This is a genomic window from Mesorhizobium erdmanii USDA 3471 (assembly GCF_000472705.1).
Classification (GTDB): domain Bacteria; phylum Pseudomonadota; class Alphaproteobacteria; order Rhizobiales; family Rhizobiaceae; genus Mesorhizobium; species Mesorhizobium erdmanii.
Map to the genome: position 1 here is coordinate 1 of NZ_AXAE01000027.1, position 17,653 is coordinate 17,653.

Genomic DNA, 17,653 nt, shown 5'->3' on the forward strand with positions numbered 1-17,653 from the left:
CGCGACAGCGCTTGCTTGCGCTCTTGCGCGAACAGCGAGAACTCCGTCGCATTGGTCGCGCCGCACAGGCTCGCCGCGATCATCATCACGATCAGATCACCGAGCCGGTGCGTGGCGTTGGCAGCACGCGGATCAGGAACCGAGCCGAAATAGCTCTCAAGGCTGGAAATGGCAGTCACTCCTCAGTGGACTGCCTTCCCAAAGAATCCCTTCTCACACCAACTTCAAGCGCAAAATCGCCATATGCGATTCCCCTGCCTTTGAGGGGGGAGAGCGGCTGACGGTAACGAAATCAGGCAGCCTTGCCGTTGGCGTTCATCGCTTCGTCGGCGAGGCGGCCGGTGAGTTCGGCCATATGGTCGAATTCGGCGCGATAGCTGGCAACGCCCGCTGTCGCCGAGCGCAGCTCGATGATCAGGTCGCCGATCTCGGCCTGCGGCATGGTCGCCTCGACGACATCCCAGCCCGGCCAGTCGGGCCGCGCATCATAGCCGAGGATCTGGCCGCGCCGCTGCGGGATGAGCGCGATGATCTTCGATGTCGCGTCCGACGGCGTGACGATCACCACTTTCATCACCGGCTCCAGCAGCACCGGCGAGCAGGCCGCCATACCTTCCTTCATCGCCAGCTTCGCCGCCATCTGGAAGGCCATGTCGGAAGAATCGACCGCATGGTAGGAGCCGTCCGATAGGTTGACGGCGACATCGACGACGGGGAAGCCGAGCGGGCCTGTTTTCAGATAATCGCGTATGCCGGTCTCCACCGACTGGATGTAGGTCTTGGGCACCACGCCGCCGGTGATGGTGTCGGTGAACTGGAAGCCGGAGCCGCGCGGCAGCGGCTTGATCTCGATCACCACATCGCCGAACTGGCCATGACCGCCCGACTGCTTCTTGTGGCGGCCGCGCTGCTGCGCCGGTTTGCGGATCGTCTCGCGATAGGGCACGGCCGGGGCATGGCCTTCGACCGGGATCTGGTTCTTGCCCTCCAGCCGCTCGCGCACGACGCGCAGATGCATCTCGCCATGCCCCGACAACACCGTCTCGGCCGAGTCCTGGTTGTGGCGCAGGCTGAGCGAGGGATCCTCCTCGGCCAGCCGCTGGATGGCCGCCGACATCTTGACCTCGTCCTTGCGTTCCTTCGGCCGGAGCGCGAAGGCGAAGACCGGTTGCGGCGGCTCGAAAGCGAACAACTGCTTGGTGCCGCCCTTGGCCGAAGTCAGCGTCTGGCCGGTCTTGACCTCGTCCAGCTTGCCCAGCGCAACGGTGTCGCCGGCCTTGGCTGCGGTGAGCTTGAACTGGTCCTTGCCGAGCATCTTGTAGATGCCGGAAACCTTGGCGGTGTCGCCGCCGGGCAGCCACAGTTCCAAGCCGTCGGCAACCTGGCCGGACAGGATGCGCGACACCGACAGCTTGCCGCCATGCGGCGTGTGGATGGTCTTCATCACCTGGACGACGGTCGCACTGCCATCCGGGGCGCCGAGCCGCTTGCGGGTGGCCTCGATGTCGGGCGCGTCGTGGCGGATCGCCTTCAGCAGGCGCAGCACGCCATTGCCTTTCTCGGCGGTGCCGATCAGCACCGGCGTCACGGCGCCATCGCGCAGATCGGCGGCGAGGTCGTCGAAGATCGCGTCCTTCGGCGGCTCGATCTCCTCGAGCAGTTGTTCCATCAACTGGTCGTCATGGTCGGCCAGCGTCTCCAGCATGGAAAAGCGTGCTTCCAGTTCGCGAGCCTTGTCGTCGCCAGGTATCTGAGCCACCTCGCTCTCGGCATATTCGCGGTAGATGTAGGCGCGCTCCAGCGCCAGATCGATCGAGCCGATGACGACGCCGTCCTTGCGCAGCGGAATCTGGCGCAGCAGGAGCGGCACCGAGCTTGCCGGCTGCAGCATCTTCAGCGTGTCGCGCACGCCCGCGATCGCCTTGTCGACCTTGTTGAGGAACAGGATGCGCGGCACGCCGAGATCGTCGAGCTTGCGCATGATGAGCTGCAGGGCAGGGATCTTCTTTTCATCGGCCTCGGCAACGACCACCGCGAGGTCGCAGGCGGCCAGCACCGGCTCGGCCTCGAAGGAGAATTCAATCGAGCCGGGACAATCGACGAAGGTGATCTGCTCACCCATGAATTCGGTGGTGGCGATCGTCGCCTCGACGCTCATGGCGTGGGCGCGCGCCTCCGGCGAATGATCTGAGACTGTGCTGCCCGAGGAAACCGGGTTCTGGCGGGGAATGGCGCCCGTACGGGCCAATATGGCTTCGAGAAGTGTCGTCTTACCGCTTGCAAAGGGACCGACTATGGCAATGCATTTCGGTCCCGTGCGTCGTCCTCCGGCGCGAGTACCCATGGCTGACCTCCACTCAGGCGTTTCCCTAGGGACCGACTGACATGCATGGTTCAGGCGTGGTCAATCGGTCCTGAGCGGCGGCCGGCCTGTTCGACCGTCGCGGGCGGGGGTCTTTTCGATGGCCACCTGCCCAAAAGCATCGTCCCACTTGTTTGCCGGCAGGGCAAGGAAAATAGAAATCCGCTACCGTTCAGCGTCCTCAGGCGCTCAACGCCATGGGTTCAGTATCGATGGCGCGCGGGGAGGCCACCTGGTCGCGCGGTGCCGGCCTGCCGAGGAAATAGCCCTGGAAGCGGTTGCAGCCGGCGGCCTTGGCCAGCGCGAACTCTTCCTGGGTCTCGATGCCTTCGGCAACGATGGTGACGTCCTGGATACGGGCGATCTGTGCCAGCGCCGAAACGAAAATCTGCGCCACCTGGTCGTGGGCAAGGCTGCTGATATAGGAGCGGTCGATCTTGATGCTGTCGATGGGCAGGGTCTTCAGATAGTTGAAGCCGCAATGGCCGGTGCCGAAATCGTCGAGCGCGATGTGGAAGCCGAGGCCGCGCAAGGCTTCGAGGCGGCGCAGGATTTCGGGCGTGGCGGCGGTCGCCACCGTCTCGGTGATCTCGATGATGAACTGTGCCGCGGAACGGCCGGTTTCCTTCAGCACACGGTCGCACATGGTGACGATCTCGTCGCGCTTCAGCTGTTCGCCGGAGACGTTGATCGAGATGCGGCGCCCGGGGAAATGGCTGATATCGGCACAAGCCCGCTTGAACACCCATTCGCCGAGCATGTCGATCAGGGTCGAGCGTTCGGCGATGGGGATGAACTCGGCCGGCGAGATCAACCCGCGCACCGGATGGCGCCAGCGGATCAGGCCTTCGAAGGCATAAGTGGACCCGTCTGGATTGACGATCGGCTGGTAGTGCAGTTCGAGCTCGCCGAGATAGACCGCCGCGCGCAATTCCCGCTCGACCAAGCGGCGGTAACGCTTGTCGGACAGCATTTCCTCGTCGAACACGGTGACGCGGCCACGGCCCGCCGCCTTGCTTTCATAAAGCGCGAGGTCGGCAACCAGCATCAGTTCCGTCGTGTTCGAAGCATGCGCCGGCGCCAGCGCCACGCCGACGGAGACGGAGAGCGGAATGGTCTTGCCTTCATACGACTTCCCGGCCCGCATCACATCGAGCAATTGCCTGATATCCTTGCTGATGGCGACGAGGTCGCCATGCGGAATGATGACGCCGAATTCGTCGCCGCCGAGCCGTCCGACCATGCCGCCGGCAAAGATGCGCTCCGACGTCTTGACCAGGTGTGCCAGAGCGAGGTCGCCGAACTGATGCCCGAAGGTGTCGTTGAGCTGCTTGAAGTGATCGACGTCGATCAACAGCAAAGTCGCCTCGCGCCGGTCGCGCATGGTGCCCAGGCTGTCGCGCAACGCTTCGAGGAAATAGCGCCTGGTCGTCGCCCCGGTCATGGCGTCCCTGGTCAGGAAATGATGCTTTTCCACCTCGGCGGCGGCTGCCGAGCGCAAGCGATGGACGACGCTGCTGCGCATATACATCAGCGCCAGCAAGGCGAGGCCGGTCGCCAGAATCGAGACGGTGAAAGCGCTGGCCGAGGACAGGTTCCGCGAGATGTCGAAAGCACCGAGTGCGGACGCGCCGATGCTGAGCACAAGCAGGGCCTGGATGCCGCGATAGATCCGGCCGCTATGGTCCTTGATCGTCGCCAGTATGCTCATCCGCCAGCCCCCGCAGTACCGGCTCACGGCTAGTGCCGAGCCGTTAAGAAGACATTGAGTTCGCCGTTGTTTGGCGCCGCGTCGCCAAGCGGAGAGCTTCATGGTTAAGGAGAAAGAACTGCTTCTTCGCGCTGCGGACCGCAAACCGTCGGTTGCGCCCGACATGATATCGGCCGAGAATGCCTCGATGAGAGGCGGCGCTTGCCGCCGGTCGCTTCGCTTTTGGGGTCGGACGATGAAGATTATTGCTTGCGGCAGCGTGCCGACCATCATGGCACCGGAGAAATACTTCACCGGCCGGGTTCTGCAGACGCCGATCATCGAGGCGGAGGCGCCGGCGCGGCTGAGGGCAGTGCTGGTATCCTTCGAGCCCGGTGCGCGCACCCATTGGCACACGCATCCGCTCGGCCAGACGCTCTATGTCACCTCGGGCGCCGGGCTCGCCCAGACATGGGGCGGGCCGGTCCAGGTGATCAGGGCCGGCGACGTGATCTCGTTCGCGCCGGGCGAGAAGCATTGGCATGGTGCCGGGCCGAAGACGGCAATGACGCATATCGCCATGCAGGAGGCGCTCGACGGCGTCCATGCCGAGTGGCTGGAAGCAGTGACCGCCGAGCAATATGGCGGCTGAGTGCCCGGTCTATTCGGGCCGCAACATCCTGAGGAACAACGCCGAGAGGGTTTCGGCGAGTTCGCTGCCGTTGTAGATGGCTGCGAAATCTGACTGTCTGGACAGACCATGCCGAAGAACCGCCTGCCGCTCGTTGCCGCCGTCTATCTCGGCTCGTTCGTCGCCCTGCTCGACGTCAGCATCGTCAATGTCGCGCTGCCGACCATCCAGCAGGCGCTGCACACCGATTTCGGCGGCCTGCAATGGGTGGTAGACGCCTACACGCTTTGCCTGTCGGCCTTCATGCTGTCGTCGGGCCTGATCGGTGACCGCTATGGCCGCAAGCGCTCGTGGCTGGCCGGCGTCGGCATCTTCGTCGCCGGTTCGCTGATCTGTGCCGTCGCGCCCAATTTGCCGGCGCTGCTGGCCGGCCGGGTGGTGCAGGGCATAGCCGGCTCGCTGCTTATTCCAGGCGCGCTGTCGATCTTGACGCAGGCCTTTCCGGATCCGCGCGAGCGGGCCGGCGTCATCGGCGGCTGGGCCTCGTTCGCCGCCATTTCACTGGTCGTCGGCCCGGTGCTCGGCGGCATCCTTGTCCAGAGTGTCGGCTGGCAGAGCATCTTCCTGATCAACCTGCCGCTCGGCCTTTTCACCATTGCGCTCGGTGCCGCCTCGATCGAGGAGACGGCGCATCCCGAACATGCCCATCTCGACCTGATCGGCCTGGCGCTCTCGGTCCTGTGGCTCGGCGCGCTGACCTTCGGGCTGATCTCGGCCGGCGAAGCGGGCTGGAGCGATCCCGGGACCATCACGGCCATCATTGCCGGTGTGGTTGGCCTGGCGGTGTTTCTTGGCTACGAGGCGCGCACCCCGCGACCCATGCTGCCGCTCGGCCTGTTCCGCGACGTGCGCTTTGCGGTCGCCAATATCGCCTCGTTCGCGCTTGGCTTCACCTCCTACACCAGCGTCTTCTTCTTCTCGATGTTCCTGCAGCAGGTGCAGGGCTGGTCGCCGACGCAGACCGGCCTGCGCATGGCGCCGGCCTTCATCGTCCAGATCGTGGTGTCGCCATGGATCGGCCGGCTGAGCGCCCGCTACGGGCATTCGGTCTTGATGATTTCGGGCTATGTGCTGATCGGCCTCTCCTTGCTCGGCATGTGCTGGGCCGGACCGTCGACGCCATACACGGTGCTGTGCGCTTTGTTTGCCATCAACGGTCTCGGCAACTCGCTGGCGATTCCGACCGGCAGCGCGGCCGCCATGTCCTACGCGCCGCGCGAGCGATCCGGCATGGTGTCGGCGGTCGTCAATGCCACCCGCCAGAGCGGGCTGGCCATCGGCATCGCGCTGCTCGGCGCCCTGATGAGCATGCGGGCGACCAGCCTGCTCACAAGCTCTCTCCACGACGCTGGTATCGCCAATGCCGAAGCAGTGGCTCGTGCGGCCATCTCACGGCATGATTTCGCGACAGACGCGGCGATCGGCGAGAGCGGCGTGCACGAGCTGTTCGCGACAGCCTATGCCGGCGGCTTCCATGCGGCGATGCTGACTGCGGCGATTGGCGCGTTCCTCACCGCCGCGCTGTTGATCACTGTGCTGGCGCCGGCCGAGGCGCGCTCGGCCAAGGAGGCCAAGCAGCGGGCGTGAACTGCTTCACAGCCAACAAAAAAACCCGGCGTCGTGAACTGACGCCGGGCTTTTCCATTTTTCAAACGAAACCGATCAGGTCAGCGATGCCGTGAACCGCTGGATGCGGGTGCAGGCTTCCTCCAGCAACGCATCCGAGGTGGCGTAGGAGATGCGGAAGTTGGGGCCGAGGCCGAAAGCCGAGCCGAACACCACGGCCACCCCCTCGGCCTCGAGCAGTTCCGAGCAGAAGGCTTCGTCGGTGTCGATCACCTTGCCGGCCTTGGTCTTCTTGCCGATCAGCTGGGCGCAGGACGGATAGACGTAGAAGGCGCCTTCCGGCGACGGGCAGGTAATGCCGCGCGCCTGGTTGAGCATCGATACCACGAGGTCGCGGCGCCCCTGGAAGATCGCCTTGTTCTTGGTGATGAAGTCCTGCGGGCCGTTGAGCGCCTCGACGGAGGCCCATTGCGCGATGGTGCAGGCGCCCGAGGTCTGCTGGCCCTGGATCATGTCCATTGCCTTGATCAGCTGGACCGGGCCGGCGGCATAGCCGATGCGCCAGCCGGTCATGGCATAGGCCTTCGAGACGCCGTTCATGGTCAGCGTGCGCTCGTAGAGCTTCGGCTCGACCTCGGCGATGGTCTTGAAGACGAAGTCGCCATAGGTCAGGTGTTCGTACATGTCGTCGGTCAGCGTCCAGACATGCGGATGCTTGAGCAGCACATCGGCCAGCGCGCGCAGTTCGGCTTGCGTATAGGCCGCGCCCGACGGGTTGGACGGCGAGTTCATCAAGAGCCACTTGGTCTTCGGCGTGATCGCCTTCTCCAGCACCGCGGCCGTCAATTTGAATCCATTGTCGATCGAGGTGTCGGCATAGACCGAGGTGCCGCCGCAGATCGCCACCATCTCGGGATAGCTGACCCAGTAGGGGCGGGGGATGATGACCTCGTCGCCGGGGTTGAGCGTCGCCATGAACGCGTTGAACAGGATCTGCTTGCCGCCGGTGCCGACAATGGTCTGCTCGGGCTTGTAGTCGAGATTGTTCTCGCGCTTGAACTTCTTTGCGATCGCCTCGCGCAGCGGCACGATGCCCGAGACCGGCGGATACTTGGTCTCGCCACGGCGGATCGCCTCGATCGCTGCATTCTTGATGTTGTCGGGCGTGTCGAAATCCGGCTCGCCGGCGCCGAGGCCGATAATGTCACGGCCGGCATTTTTCAGCTCGCGCGCTTTCTGCGTCACCGCGATGGTGGCGGAAGGCTTTACGCGGGAAAGGGTGTCGGCAAGAAAGGCCATGACCAGATATCTCTCCTTGAGAAGATCGGCGCGGCCAGGAGCGGCCGCGGCGCTTCTCATGTCGCATCATTCCCCTTTGCGCAAGCTTTCTCGGCTGGGCCAGGTGGGGCGGCACGGTCAATGCGGCGTGATCGGCAACACTAAATTCATTAACGCGCGGTAGAGGCTTGCATGACAGGATCGTAAATCCAATTCCGCCAGGTTGCGGAGCGAGGAACCGTGTCGCGCAGCATCGGGCTTGCCCACATCATCCGTCATGATGACGGCACCTCGTCCGGTGTCTGGGGTATCTACACGCTGCAAAGTGCCTTCCAGCCGATCTTCACCTTCAAGGACGGCAAGCTGGCGGTTGCGGCCTTTGAAGGGCTGATCCGCCCGTTCCGCGACGGTGAGCCGCAATCGCCGATGACCTTCTTCTCGACCTGTCCGGCCGCCGACCGCCTGCATGTAGAAGCGCTGACCAGGACGCTGCACTTGCTCAATGCCGGCGCCTGCCTGCCGCAGGAGGCGTCGATCTTCGTGAATTTCGACCCCTCGGTGTTCACCGAGCGATCGATCGCCGACAATGCCTTGCGCGAAATGCGGCTGGTGCTGCACGAGGCCGGCATCGATCCCGGCCGCGTCGTGTGCGAGGTGACCGAGCAGCGGCCGGCGTCGCAGGAGACCTTGCACAGCTTCGTCGCGGCGCTGCGGGGCAATGGCTTTCGCATCGCCGTCGACGACTATGGCGCCGACGATTCCGACATCAACCGCGTCAAGGAATTGAGGCCCGACATCGTCAAATTCGATGCCACCTGGATCACGCAGCTCATGGAGTCCGGCGCCGGATTCGCGCTGTTGACCACCATGGTGAAAAGCTTCGAGGACCAAGGCATACGCACGGTGTTCGAGGGCATCGAGGAGGGGTGGCAACTGGAACTGGCCGAGAAGTCCGGGGCTTCGATGGTTCAAGGCTTCGTGCTGGCGCGGCCGGAGCTGGCACCGACGAGTTTTCGCGTTCTCGACAAAGCCGCGCCAGAGACCGTCGTAGCGTCTGCCGCACCGGTGCCAGCCTCACCGCAGACGCCACGGCCGGCAAGAGCCTTCGGGCGCCGGGGCGCGCCATGAGGCTCGAGCGGCGGCGCAATGTCGGCAACGCGATCTTCGCCGACGAGATCGGCATCGAATACGGGATCCATGGCGGCTTCCGCTTGCGCAGCGCCTACCAGCCGATCTTCGCGCCGCTCGGGCGTTCGCTGCACGCGGTGGCGGTCGAAGGGCTGATCGAGCCGCATCGTGCCGGGCGGGCAGGGTCGCCGCGGGCATTCTTCGATAGCGTCGCCGCGCCGGACCGGCTTGATGTCGAGACCATGTGCCGGGTGCTGCATTTAAGGAATTTCCACAACATCGGCGTCGACGGGCTTGATCTGTTCTTCAACTACAATCCGATGATCAACGACCAACCCGGGCGAGCGCTGGCGGAGATCCGGCTGATGAGCCGGCATCTCGGCGAGCTCGGCCTTGCCCCGGGCATGCTGGTCTGTGAAATCACCGAACAGGCGGCGGACGACGTACTGCTGGCCCGGCTGGTGCGCGAGATGCGGCGCGACGGCATCCGCATCGCCATCGACGATTTCGGCACCGGCCACTCGACGGAGGAGCGGGTGAGCCTGCTTCAGCCCGATATCGTCAAGATCGACGGCGGCTGGTTCGCGGAGTTCTGCCGCCACGCCGCCGCCGAACGATTTTTCCGCCCGCTGGTCTCCAGCCTGCACGACCGCGGCGCCAAGGTGCTGGTCGAAGGCATCGAGCAACCGGTTCATTTGCGCGTCGCGCTCGATGGCGGTGTCGACCTGCTGCAGGGGTTTCTGCTCGCCCGGCCGGCGCTTGCCGGCACCATCTTCGACGAAGAGCCGATCGCCATCGATGCGCTGCTGGGCAGGGAGAACAATGTCGTGCCGTTGTTCGGCTAGACACGTCGGCAATTGGCGAAAGCCGTTGCTCTCATCACCGCCGCTGATTGTCCGACCAAAACAAATCATTGGTAGAGGACGCCGCCGCTGCGATACTCGCCTGTACAAGGCAGCGCTCCGGGGACCGTCCATGATACTCTACAGCATGATCGACAGCGGCAATTGCTACAAGCCGCGCCTGCTGATGGCCAAGCTTGGCCTCGCCTTCACCACCATCGAAGTGAGTTCGCACACCGGCGACACGCGAAAGGCCGACTTCGTCGCCAAGAACCCGAACGCCATGGTGCCGCTGCTCGAGCTCGACGACGGCCGCCGGCTGGCCGAGTCCAACGCCATCCTGCTCTACCTCGCCGAAGGCACGCGCTTCCTGCCGCGGGACAAGTATGAGCGGGGGCTTGCCTATCAGTGGCTTTTCTTCGAGCAGTACAGCCACGAACCCTACATCGCCGTGCGCAAGGCGCTGCTGACCTTTCCCGAGCGCGCCAGCGATGCGACGCCCGAGCGGCTGGCGGTGACGCTGGAGCGCGGCAACAAGGCGCTCGGCGTGATGAACAAATGTCTGGAGAACAACGCCTTCTTCGCCGGCAGCGCCTTCAGCGTCGCCGACATCGCGCTCTATGCCTACACGCATACGGCCGAGCAGGGCGGCTTCCAGCTCGACGCTTATCCGGCTGTCGTGGCCTGGCTCGGCCGCGTGGAGGCGGATCCGGGGCATGTTCCGATCGGGTGGGTGGGATAAGCAGTCCCAGCAAAGCTTCGCCGGCTTCGCCTAACTCCAGACAAACAAAAAGGCGGGATAAATCCCGCCTTCCCATTTCGGTAGCCTGATCGGGAGCGTCCGGTCCGGGCTGGCAGCTATCTGCTGTTCCAGCGTTTCGGTCTTTCCGCTCCGGGCGCGCTTCTCGCGCGACCGTCAGTACATCCGTGACTTGCCGCGCGCCCCGAGCTCTCGCCCGGCGCGCGCCATTTTCAAAATCAGGCTGCCTTGCTCAGAGAACCAGCGGACGACTTGCCGGTGCGGCGGTCCTGCTCGATCTCGAAGTTGATCTTCTGGCCTTCGACCAGGGTCGACAGACCAGCGCGCTCGACAGCGGAGATGTGGACGAAAACGTCCGCGCCGCCCGCGTCAGGCTGGATGAAGCCGAAGCCCTTGGTGGCGTTGAACCACTTGACCGTTCCAGTTGCCATTTTAGATAGTCCTTCAACATTTGCTTTAGTTTGACCAGACCAACGTCCAGCCGGTGTGCATCGAGATTTTGGAGATAGACGTCAGCAAACGCGAAGATCGCGAGGCCCGGATCGATCGGCCGAAATATCAATGGGGCTGATATAGTCTGCTTTCGTTCCAAAAACAAGACTGCGTGAAAAAACCGTGATCGCGGCACTGCCCAACGCCCGCCCCAATGTGGTGAAATCGTTGCGGAAGATTGCGCTGTCTGGCCGCGGATCAGGGGAGGAGACCATGAAAACCATTGTGCTTGCCGCCTGCCTGACGCTGGTGGCCGCCGAGGCGCAGGCGATTTCGCGCTACGACCCGACGCATATGAGCTGTGGCAAGGTGCAGTCGACGATAGCGCGGCAGGGCGCGGTCATCCTGCGCTACCAGTCGAAACGTGTGCCGGGGCTGCCGCTCTACGACCGCTACGTGCAGAGCCAGCAATTCTGCACCATGGGCGAGGTGAGAACGCGCGCCTATGTGCCGAGCGCCGACGCCAAATCCTGCCCGGTCTACAACTGCAAGCGGCCGGACAACGATCGGCATTTCCGCCGGCGCTTCTTCCACAACAACTAATGCATGTCGCCCAGAAGTGTGCAGCGGTTCCGGGACAACGACATGCATCGAAACAAAGACTCAGGCGCGTCGCCTGAATCCCTTCCAACGCGACGCGCTTTAGCGGAGCGCGGCTCATCAACGGGCCGGAATCCTTTGCTGACCCGATAACCGCGCTGCCTGGAGCAACAGTACTTTCAATCTTGGATGTGCTGCATGAGCATGGACACGAATCGCGTTACTTTCTGCGGGCGAAAGCGCGCCGCCGGATAGACCACGTGAATGCCGCCGGAAGGCAGCGACCAGTTCGGGAGCATATGGACGAGGCGGCCCTTCGATAGATGATCGATGACCAGGTAGTCCGGCAGGATTGCCAGTCCGCCGCCGGCGAGCGTCGCCTCCAGTACGGCCGGGGTCGAATTTATGGAGAACGCTTCGCGCATTGTGATGGTCCGTCGCTCGACATCGCCGCGGGCAAAGGTCCAGGTGAAGGGCTTGCGAAGCACGGCATTGGCAACGAGCGGCAAGAGAGAAAGATCTTCTGGTTCGCCGACCGTGACCTTGGCAGCGAAATCCCGCGAGGCGACCAGTATCTGCCGGAAGGTGCCGATGCGACGCGCCTGCTGGCTGGAGTCTTCCAGCCAGCCGACCCGGATGGACAGGTCTATCTTGTTACCGATCAAATCAATTTTAGCATCGGAAATAGAGAGCTCGACGCCGCAAGCCGCAAATTTCTGCCGAAAGCGCGCGGCGATCGGGGCAACCACGATCGTCCCATAATCATTGGGCGCGGAAACGCGCAGTACGCCGGCCACCTCAGTGTTGGCCTCCCCAATCTCGGCAACCGCCTCTTCGACATCCCGCAGGATTAGAACGCACCGTGCATGGAGACGGCGACCCGCTTCCGTCGGCTCGAGCCTTCGCGTCGTGCGTACGAGAAGCGTGGCCTGCAGTTCGGCTTCAAGACGGGCGACCTGTTGGCTGACGACGGTTTTCGTAATGCCAAGTCGCTCGGCTGCGCGGGTAAAAGAACCTGCGTCGACCACCGTGGCAAAATAGGCGAGGCGGTTGAGGTTGATGGGTTCCATGGGATGCCTTGAGTTAATTGTAATGTTTTAGCACACAGTTTGTATCATTATAGGTAATTTATCGATTAATCCGGCGGGCTTACCATCCGCGCGGGTTCTATCGATGAAAACACGCACATGCGGATAGCGATCACGGGCTGATCCCGTCCAATTCAACGGAGTTATTCCATGTTCACGAGGAGACAGATCATGAAGACGTCATTGGCCCTAGGCGCAACCGCCGTATTCGCCCCTGTCGACGGCGGCCAAGCTGCTGGCAGCAAGCTTGGCTGGAAACACTTTCCGGCAGGTCCGAACGGCTTCTTCCGGGCGCCAGTGCTGCTTTCCGGACCTAGCGAAGCCCTGTTGATCGACGGCGGCTTCACCTATCCGGACGGCAAGGCGCTGGCCGAGGCCATCAAGGCCACCGGCAAGAAGCTGACCACCATCTATGTCAGCCAGTCCGATCCCGACTACTACTTCAGCCTGAAACCGGTGCGGGAAGCCTTTCCCGAGGCAAAGGTGATTGCTGCCTCCGCCACGCTGGAAGCCATCAAGGGCAATGTGGAGAAGAAGCTTGCCGTTTGGGGCCCGCAGTTGAAGGAAAACGGTCCCCAGGCTCTGTCCGACATCGTTCTTCCCGTGGCATTCGACGGCCCCACACTCACCGTCGATGGCGAGGCGATCGAGATCGTCGATGCGGAACAAGGACTTGCCAACCGCCGCTACCTGTTCGTGCCCTCGCTCAATGCCGTATTCGGCGGGGTTATGATCTTCGGGGGTGTTCACGTCTGGACCGCCGACACGCAGACCAAGGAAAGCCGCGCCGCTTGGGTCAAGACGCTGGAGGCGATTGCCGCCCGCAAGCCCGCCGTCGTGGTGCCGGGCCATATGGCCCCCGATGCCGCTACTGGTCCCTCGGCCGTGGATTTCACCAAGTCCTATCTTCTCGCCTTCGAGGAAGAGCTGAGCAAGGCGGCCGACAGCGCCGCTCTAAAGGCCGCCATGGAGGCCCGCTTCCCCGGTCTCGGCATGGGTGTCGCCCTCGATATCGGGTCCAAGGTCGCCAAGGGCGAGATGAAGTGGGGCTGACATGGCGACGAACCTCGACTTGATCCGGAGCACCTACGAGGGGACCTCCGAGGAGAACGGCCGCAATCTTCTGGCTGTTCTTTCCCCCGATGTCGAATGGACGGAGGCGGAAGGATTCCCCTACGCCGGCACCTATGTCGGCGTCGAGGCCCTGATGCAGGGCGTCTTCACGCGGCTCGGATCGGAATGGACCGGATACCACGCCGACGTGCACACCTTCATGGCCGATGGGGACCGGGTAGCGGCCTTTGGCGTGTATTCCGGCATCTACAGGGCGACGGGAAAGTCGATGACGGCACCGTTCGCTCATCTCTATGAACTGCGGGACGGCAAGATCGTCCGCATGCGGCAATATGTCGATACGGTCCTGGTCGCGCGCGCCCTGACCTGACTAATCCACAATCCAAGGAGAAATCGATGTTACTCAAATCCTTCGCGGCGGCCGCTTTCGCCGCCGTGGCCCTCACCACGGTCGCACATGCGGGAACCGCCAAGCCAGCCAAGGAGGCGGTGCAACAGCATGAGCTGACGCAAAATAACAAGGCGCTCGTCCTGAAGGCCTATCAGGCGCTGTTCGGCGATCACGACCTTACCGCGCTCGATCGTTACTGGGCGCAAAACTATATCCAGCACAATCCGACGATGACGGACGGTCGCGACTCGGTCAAACAGCTGCTCGAAAGCCTGGGTGTCGCTCATTGGCCAAAACAGAAGGTCGACTTCAAGCGGGTGATAGCCGAAGGCGACCTCGTCATGACCGAGGTCGTTCAGCCGAAGCAGGGCCAATCGCCGGAAACCGTCATCGTGGATATCTTCCGCGTTGAAAATGGCAAGATCGCCGAGCATTGGGACGTGATGCAGCCCGTGCCAGCCAACCCAACCAATAAGCGACCCATGTACTGAGCCGGGCCGTTTGGCCGCGCCGGCAGGGGTCAGAATCCGAACGAGACCTGCGCCGGCGGCGGCGGGCCGACGCGCACGCCTTCCATGGCCAGCATCTTTTCCTTGGTGACGGAGCCGCCGGGCGCCGAGAAGCCGCCGATCTTGCCGCCGGCGGCAAGGATGCGGTGGCACGGGATGACCAGCGGTACCGGATTGGCGCCAAGGGCGGCACCGGTTTCGCGCGGCAGGCCGGCATGGCCGGCGCGCTTGGCGAGTTCGCCATAGGTGGTGGTTTGCCCATAGCTGAGTTTGCGCGCCGCGTCGTAGATGGCGAGGCGGAAATCGTCGATGCCGTCGAGATCGACCGGCACATTGGTGAAATCGACATCCTCGCCCGCGGCGTAAGCCTTGATCGAGGCGACCAGCTCGACCACCCATGGCGGTTGCTTGGTGGAGGCGGAAACGCCGGCATGGCGCATTAGCCGCCGCTCCACGGCTTCGCGGCTGCGTTCGGGCAGGCAGAGCCGGATCAGGCCCTTTTCGCTCCAGGCGATGCCCATGAAACCGATCACTGTTTCTAACACTGCGTGGCCAGCTGTGATCGAAGTTGTCGTTTCCATGATGCGCTCCCTTCCGCAAAGCGGCGAAATCCGGGATTCCTGCCGGTACATATCAGGAACAATATGGCAGTTCGGCCCGAGTCTCGCCACCCGAAAACCACCAGACGGCCCCGATTGCCCGCCCTGAATCGCTGGTGTAAGGGATTTCTTAACACCAGACGAACCGGACCCGAGCGCGGCTTGCCAGCAAAACAAACCCTTATCGCGATCGGCGTGATCGTGGCGGCAGCAGCAATGAGCGGCTGCACCTCGACCTCGCAGATGAAAGCCGCGCCGTCCCTGACCGAAACAGCGACCGTTGCCGGCAGCGATGCCGGCTTCACCATTCCGCTGCCGGAGACGGTTTCGGTGCTGCCGCAATCTTCCGGCATTGCGCCGGTCCAGACCGCCGAGTTGACGCCTGGAGCGACAACCCCGCCGACGCTGGATGCCGCCGCGCAGCCTGCCGCCGCGACCGCGGCCTTTGCCGGCGCAACGCCTACGGCGCCGGCCGCACCCGCCATCATGATCGCTAGCCCCAGTGCCTGGCAGGCGCCGCCGCCGGCCAAGGCGGCCCAGCCGGTCAAGGCAGGCCTGCCGGTGATCCAGTCGGCCGAAACCTATAAGACCGCCGGGCTCATCGCGCCGGCGGTCGCCAAGGCTGGCCAGAAATTGCCTGGCGTGCAGCAAGTGGCCTATGTCGTGCCGCAGAACCCGGCGGCACTGGTGCAGTTCCCGTCGGCGCCGATTGATCCGGCCGCCACGGAAGAGCACACGGGCGTGCGGGGCGATGTCGACAAGCTGATCGTCAAATACGCTGCCCTCTACCAGGTGCCTGTCGACCTAGTGCGCCATGTCGTCAACCGCGAGAGCACCTTCAATCCCAAGGCCTACAACAATGGCCATTGGGGGCTGATGCAGATCAAGCACGCGACGGCGCGCGGCATGGGCTATGACGGGCCGGCCAAGGGCCTGTTCGACGCCGAGACCAACCTCAAATACGCGGTCAAATATCTGCGTGGCGCCTGGCTGGTGGCCGACGGCAACGCCAAGAAGGCCGACTGGCTCTACCAGACCGGCTATTATTTCGACGCCAAGCGCAAGGGCCTGCTGGAGGCGACCGGCCTCGGCGTCGACCGCAAGCGGCACCGCCTGCAGCCCGACGCCTGAGCGCGATGCCGCAACCGCGCCCGCCGGCCCCGAACGACATCCGGCTGCGCAAGATCCTCGATGAGACGCTGATTGCACCGCACTGGCCGGACGGTTTTGCCATGCGCACTTTCGAACCCGGCGATGCAGCGCCTCTGCATGCGCTGCTGAGCGAGGTGTTCGACGACGGCACCGACGGTCCGTTCGACCAATGGTGGCCGCGCATATCAGGCGATCCGGAGTTCGACCCGGCGCTGTGCTTCCTGGTCATCGACGCCAAGGGCCGGCTGGCGGCGGCGGCGCTGTGCTGGAATTCGGCCTTCGTCAAGGATCTCGCCGTTCATCCCGAGGCGCGCGGCCAAGGCGTCGGCGAAGCGCTGATGTGGCACGCTTTCGCCTGTTTTCGTGAACGGGGCGCTGACCGTGTCGACCTGAAGACCAATACCGTCGGGAATCCCGCCGCCGTCAGGCTCTACCAACGGCTCGGCATGTTCGAGGTGGACTGGGCGGGCTGATCAGATATCCGGCGCGTTGGCAAGCAATCGCCCGGCGCTGTTCGCAAAAATGTCGGAACCGATCGTGCCGGGCCGTCCTTGGGTCGCAGAGCAACCGCGCCGGGACGCCGGCGCCGACCCATGGGAGCCGACCATGATCACCTTTCCCAACGAATCCGCCAGATACCGCACCGCACGCGAAAAACTGCTGAAGAAGGAAATCGAACTGCGCCGCGCCATGGAAGCGGTGGCCGAAGCGCGTCGCGCCCTGCCGCCGGGCGGGTTGATCCGCCAGGACTACGTCTTCGATGCGCTTGATGCCGACGGCAAGCCGGCGAAGACAAAACTGTCGGAGCTGTTCGCGCCCGGCAAGGACAGCCTGATCCTCTACCAGATGATGTTCCCGCGCCATCCGCAGGAAACGCGCGACGTGGCGGCGAGCGGCGGCACGGCGAAGCTCGCCCGGCCAGACCAGCCATGCCCGTCCTGCACGGCGCTGCTCGACCAGTTCGACGGCGCCGTCGGCCATCTCCAGGCGGCCGGCTTCAATTTCGCCGTGGTGGCGAAAACCGCGCTGGAGAACCTGGTGACGCTCGGCCGCGACCGTGGCTGGAAGAACATGCGGCTGGTGTCGTCCGCCGCCAACAGTTTCAAGCGCGACTATAATTCCGAGGACGCCGCCGGCGCCCAGTTGCCGCTGCTGTCGGTGTTCCATCGCGATGGCGACGGGATCAGGCATTTCTGGTCGTCCGAGCTTGGCTTCGCGCCAACCGACCCAGGCCAGGACCCGCGCGCCATCGGCACCTGCGAGACCCTGTGGAACCTCATGGATTTCACGCCGCAGGGCCGGCCGGACTGGTACGAACAGCTGCAATATGGGGAAGGGTGTTGCCGTTGAGGGGGAAGGCAAGACGCTACCTTATCGCTTTTTGCGCTCTACGGCGCCCCCCTCTGTCCTGCCGGACATCTCCCCCACTAGGGGGGAGATAGGCCGTTATTTTCGCCATCGCCAATTTTCAACTTTGCAAGAAAGGAGCCG

At 63.8% G+C, this 17,653-nt stretch carries 19 protein-coding genes; 12 read left to right on the top strand and 7 right to left on the bottom strand.

The genetic code is table 11. The features are described from left to right. The 3 genes from A3AU_RS1000000138185 to A3AU_RS0121770 all read right to left on the bottom strand — a co-directional run. A partial coding sequence (locus tag A3AU_RS1000000138185) for a transposase family protein (RefSeq protein ID WP_245235549.1) occupies window positions 1-179 on the bottom strand: 179 nt, incomplete at its 3' end. 113 nt (window positions 180-292) lie between these two features. Further along, window positions 293-2,344 (bottom strand): elongation factor G, encoded by a 2,052-nt coding sequence (locus A3AU_RS0121765; RefSeq protein WP_027054748.1) that lies wholly within the window; start codon window positions 2,342-2,344, stop codon window positions 293-295. Between the two features lie 199 nt (window positions 2,345-2,543). Further along, window positions 2,544-4,073, bottom strand: coding sequence for a putative bifunctional diguanylate cyclase/phosphodiesterase (locus A3AU_RS0121770; protein ID WP_027054749.1), 1,530 nt, complete (start codon window positions 4,071-4,073; stop codon window positions 2,544-2,546). 235 nt (window positions 4,074-4,308) lie between these two features. Here A3AU_RS0121770 and A3AU_RS0121775 point away from each other — a divergent pair, with 235 nt between their 5' ends. Next, window positions 4,309-4,704 carry a (R)-mandelonitrile lyase gene (locus A3AU_RS0121775; protein WP_027054750.1) on the top strand — a complete coding sequence of 132 codons (396 nt, stop codon included), beginning with the start codon at window positions 4,309-4,311 and terminating at the stop codon, window positions 4,702-4,704. 108 nt (window positions 4,705-4,812) lie between these two features. Then, window positions 4,813-6,330, top strand: a complete 1,518-nt coding sequence (locus A3AU_RS0121780) for an MFS transporter (RefSeq protein WP_027054751.1) — start codon at window positions 4,813-4,815, stop codon at window positions 6,328-6,330. A 75-nt stretch (window positions 6,331-6,405) separates the two neighbouring features. On the opposite strand, the gene A3AU_RS0121785 is transcribed toward A3AU_RS0121780, so the two are convergent. Further along, window positions 6,406-7,608 (bottom strand): pyridoxal phosphate-dependent aminotransferase, encoded by a 1,203-nt coding sequence (locus tag A3AU_RS0121785; protein WP_027054752.1) that lies wholly within the window; start codon window positions 7,606-7,608, stop codon window positions 6,406-6,408. A 219-nt stretch (window positions 7,609-7,827) separates the two neighbouring features. On the opposite strand from A3AU_RS0121785, the gene A3AU_RS0121790 reads away from it, so the two are divergent. The 3 genes from A3AU_RS0121790 (at window position 7,828) to A3AU_RS0121800 (ending at window position 10,299) form a co-directional block, all read left to right on the top strand. Then, a complete protein-coding gene (locus A3AU_RS0121790) occupies window positions 7,828-8,715 on the top strand; it encodes an EAL domain-containing protein (RefSeq protein WP_027054753.1) in 888 nt (295 codons plus the stop codon). Then, entirely contained in the window at window positions 8,712-9,560 is an 849-nt protein-coding gene (locus A3AU_RS0121795) for an EAL domain-containing protein (protein ID WP_027054754.1), read from the top strand. The genes A3AU_RS0121790 and A3AU_RS0121795 overlap by 4 nt, the downstream gene beginning before the upstream one ends. A gap of 130 nt (window positions 9,561-9,690) precedes the next feature. Further along, window positions 9,691-10,299: a glutathione S-transferase family protein gene (locus tag A3AU_RS0121800; RefSeq protein ID WP_027054755.1), complete on the top strand. Its 609-nt coding sequence runs from the start codon at window positions 9,691-9,693 to the stop codon at window positions 10,297-10,299. Between the two features lie 236 nt (window positions 10,300-10,535). Here A3AU_RS0121800 and A3AU_RS0121805 read toward each other — a convergent pair whose 3' ends face one another. Beyond that, on the bottom strand, window positions 10,536-10,748 hold the full coding sequence (locus tag A3AU_RS0121805; RefSeq protein ID WP_010910991.1) for a cold-shock protein: 213 nt from the start codon (window positions 10,746-10,748) through the stop codon (window positions 10,536-10,538). Between the two features lie 274 nt (window positions 10,749-11,022). Between A3AU_RS0121805 and A3AU_RS0121810 the strand changes: the two genes are divergently transcribed. Further along, window positions 11,023-11,352 carry a hypothetical protein gene (locus A3AU_RS0121810; RefSeq protein WP_027054756.1) on the top strand — a complete coding sequence of 110 codons (330 nt, stop codon included), beginning with the start codon at window positions 11,023-11,025 and terminating at the stop codon, window positions 11,350-11,352. A gap of 176 nt (window positions 11,353-11,528) precedes the next feature. On the opposite strand, the gene A3AU_RS0121815 is transcribed toward A3AU_RS0121810, so the two are convergent. Next, the gene (locus tag A3AU_RS0121815) at window positions 11,529-12,419 is read right to left on the bottom strand and encodes a LysR family transcriptional regulator (RefSeq protein WP_027054757.1); all 891 of its coding nucleotides are present in this window, start codon (window positions 12,417-12,419) and stop codon (window positions 11,529-11,531) included. A 168-nt stretch (window positions 12,420-12,587) separates the two neighbouring features. Here A3AU_RS0121815 and A3AU_RS0121820 point away from each other — a divergent pair, with 168 nt between their 5' ends. From A3AU_RS0121820 to A3AU_RS0121830, 3 genes are read left to right on the top strand one after another with little or no spacing between them, the layout of a single operon-like run. Beyond that, entirely contained in the window at window positions 12,588-13,490 is a 903-nt protein-coding gene (locus tag A3AU_RS0121820) for an MBL fold metallo-hydrolase (protein ID WP_027054758.1), read from the top strand. Window position 13,491: 1 nt separating this feature from the next. Continuing rightward, the gene (locus tag A3AU_RS0121825; RefSeq protein ID WP_027054759.1) at window positions 13,492-13,881 is read left to right on the top strand and encodes a nuclear transport factor 2 family protein; all 390 of its coding nucleotides are present in this window, start codon (window positions 13,492-13,494) and stop codon (window positions 13,879-13,881) included. Window positions 13,882-13,907: 26 nt separating this feature from the next. Next, entirely contained in the window at window positions 13,908-14,393 is a 486-nt protein-coding gene (locus tag A3AU_RS0121830; RefSeq protein ID WP_032917891.1) for a nuclear transport factor 2 family protein, read from the top strand. 29 nt (window positions 14,394-14,422) lie between these two features. On the opposite strand, the gene A3AU_RS0121835 is transcribed toward A3AU_RS0121830, so the two are convergent. Then, complete coding sequence (locus tag A3AU_RS0121835) at window positions 14,423-14,992, bottom strand: methylated-DNA--[protein]-cysteine S-methyltransferase (RefSeq protein WP_027054761.1); 570 nt, start codon at window positions 14,990-14,992, stop codon at window positions 14,423-14,425. 180 nt (window positions 14,993-15,172) lie between these two features. Here A3AU_RS0121835 and A3AU_RS0121840 point away from each other — a divergent pair, with 180 nt between their 5' ends. From A3AU_RS0121840 to A3AU_RS0121850, 3 genes are all read left to right on the top strand, one after another. Then, window positions 15,173-16,141, top strand: a complete 969-nt coding sequence (locus A3AU_RS0121840; RefSeq protein WP_027054762.1) for a lytic transglycosylase domain-containing protein — start codon at window positions 15,173-15,175, stop codon at window positions 16,139-16,141. Window positions 16,142-16,146: 5 nt separating this feature from the next. Continuing rightward, window positions 16,147-16,635: a GNAT family N-acetyltransferase gene (locus A3AU_RS0121845; RefSeq protein WP_027054763.1), complete on the top strand. Its 489-nt coding sequence runs from the start codon at window positions 16,147-16,149 to the stop codon at window positions 16,633-16,635. A 133-nt stretch (window positions 16,636-16,768) separates the two neighbouring features. Beyond that, window positions 16,769-17,512 (top strand): DUF899 family protein, encoded by a 744-nt coding sequence (locus tag A3AU_RS0121850; RefSeq protein ID WP_027054764.1) that lies wholly within the window; start codon window positions 16,769-16,771, stop codon window positions 17,510-17,512. The last annotated feature ends 141 nt before the right edge of the window (window positions 17,513-17,653 follow it).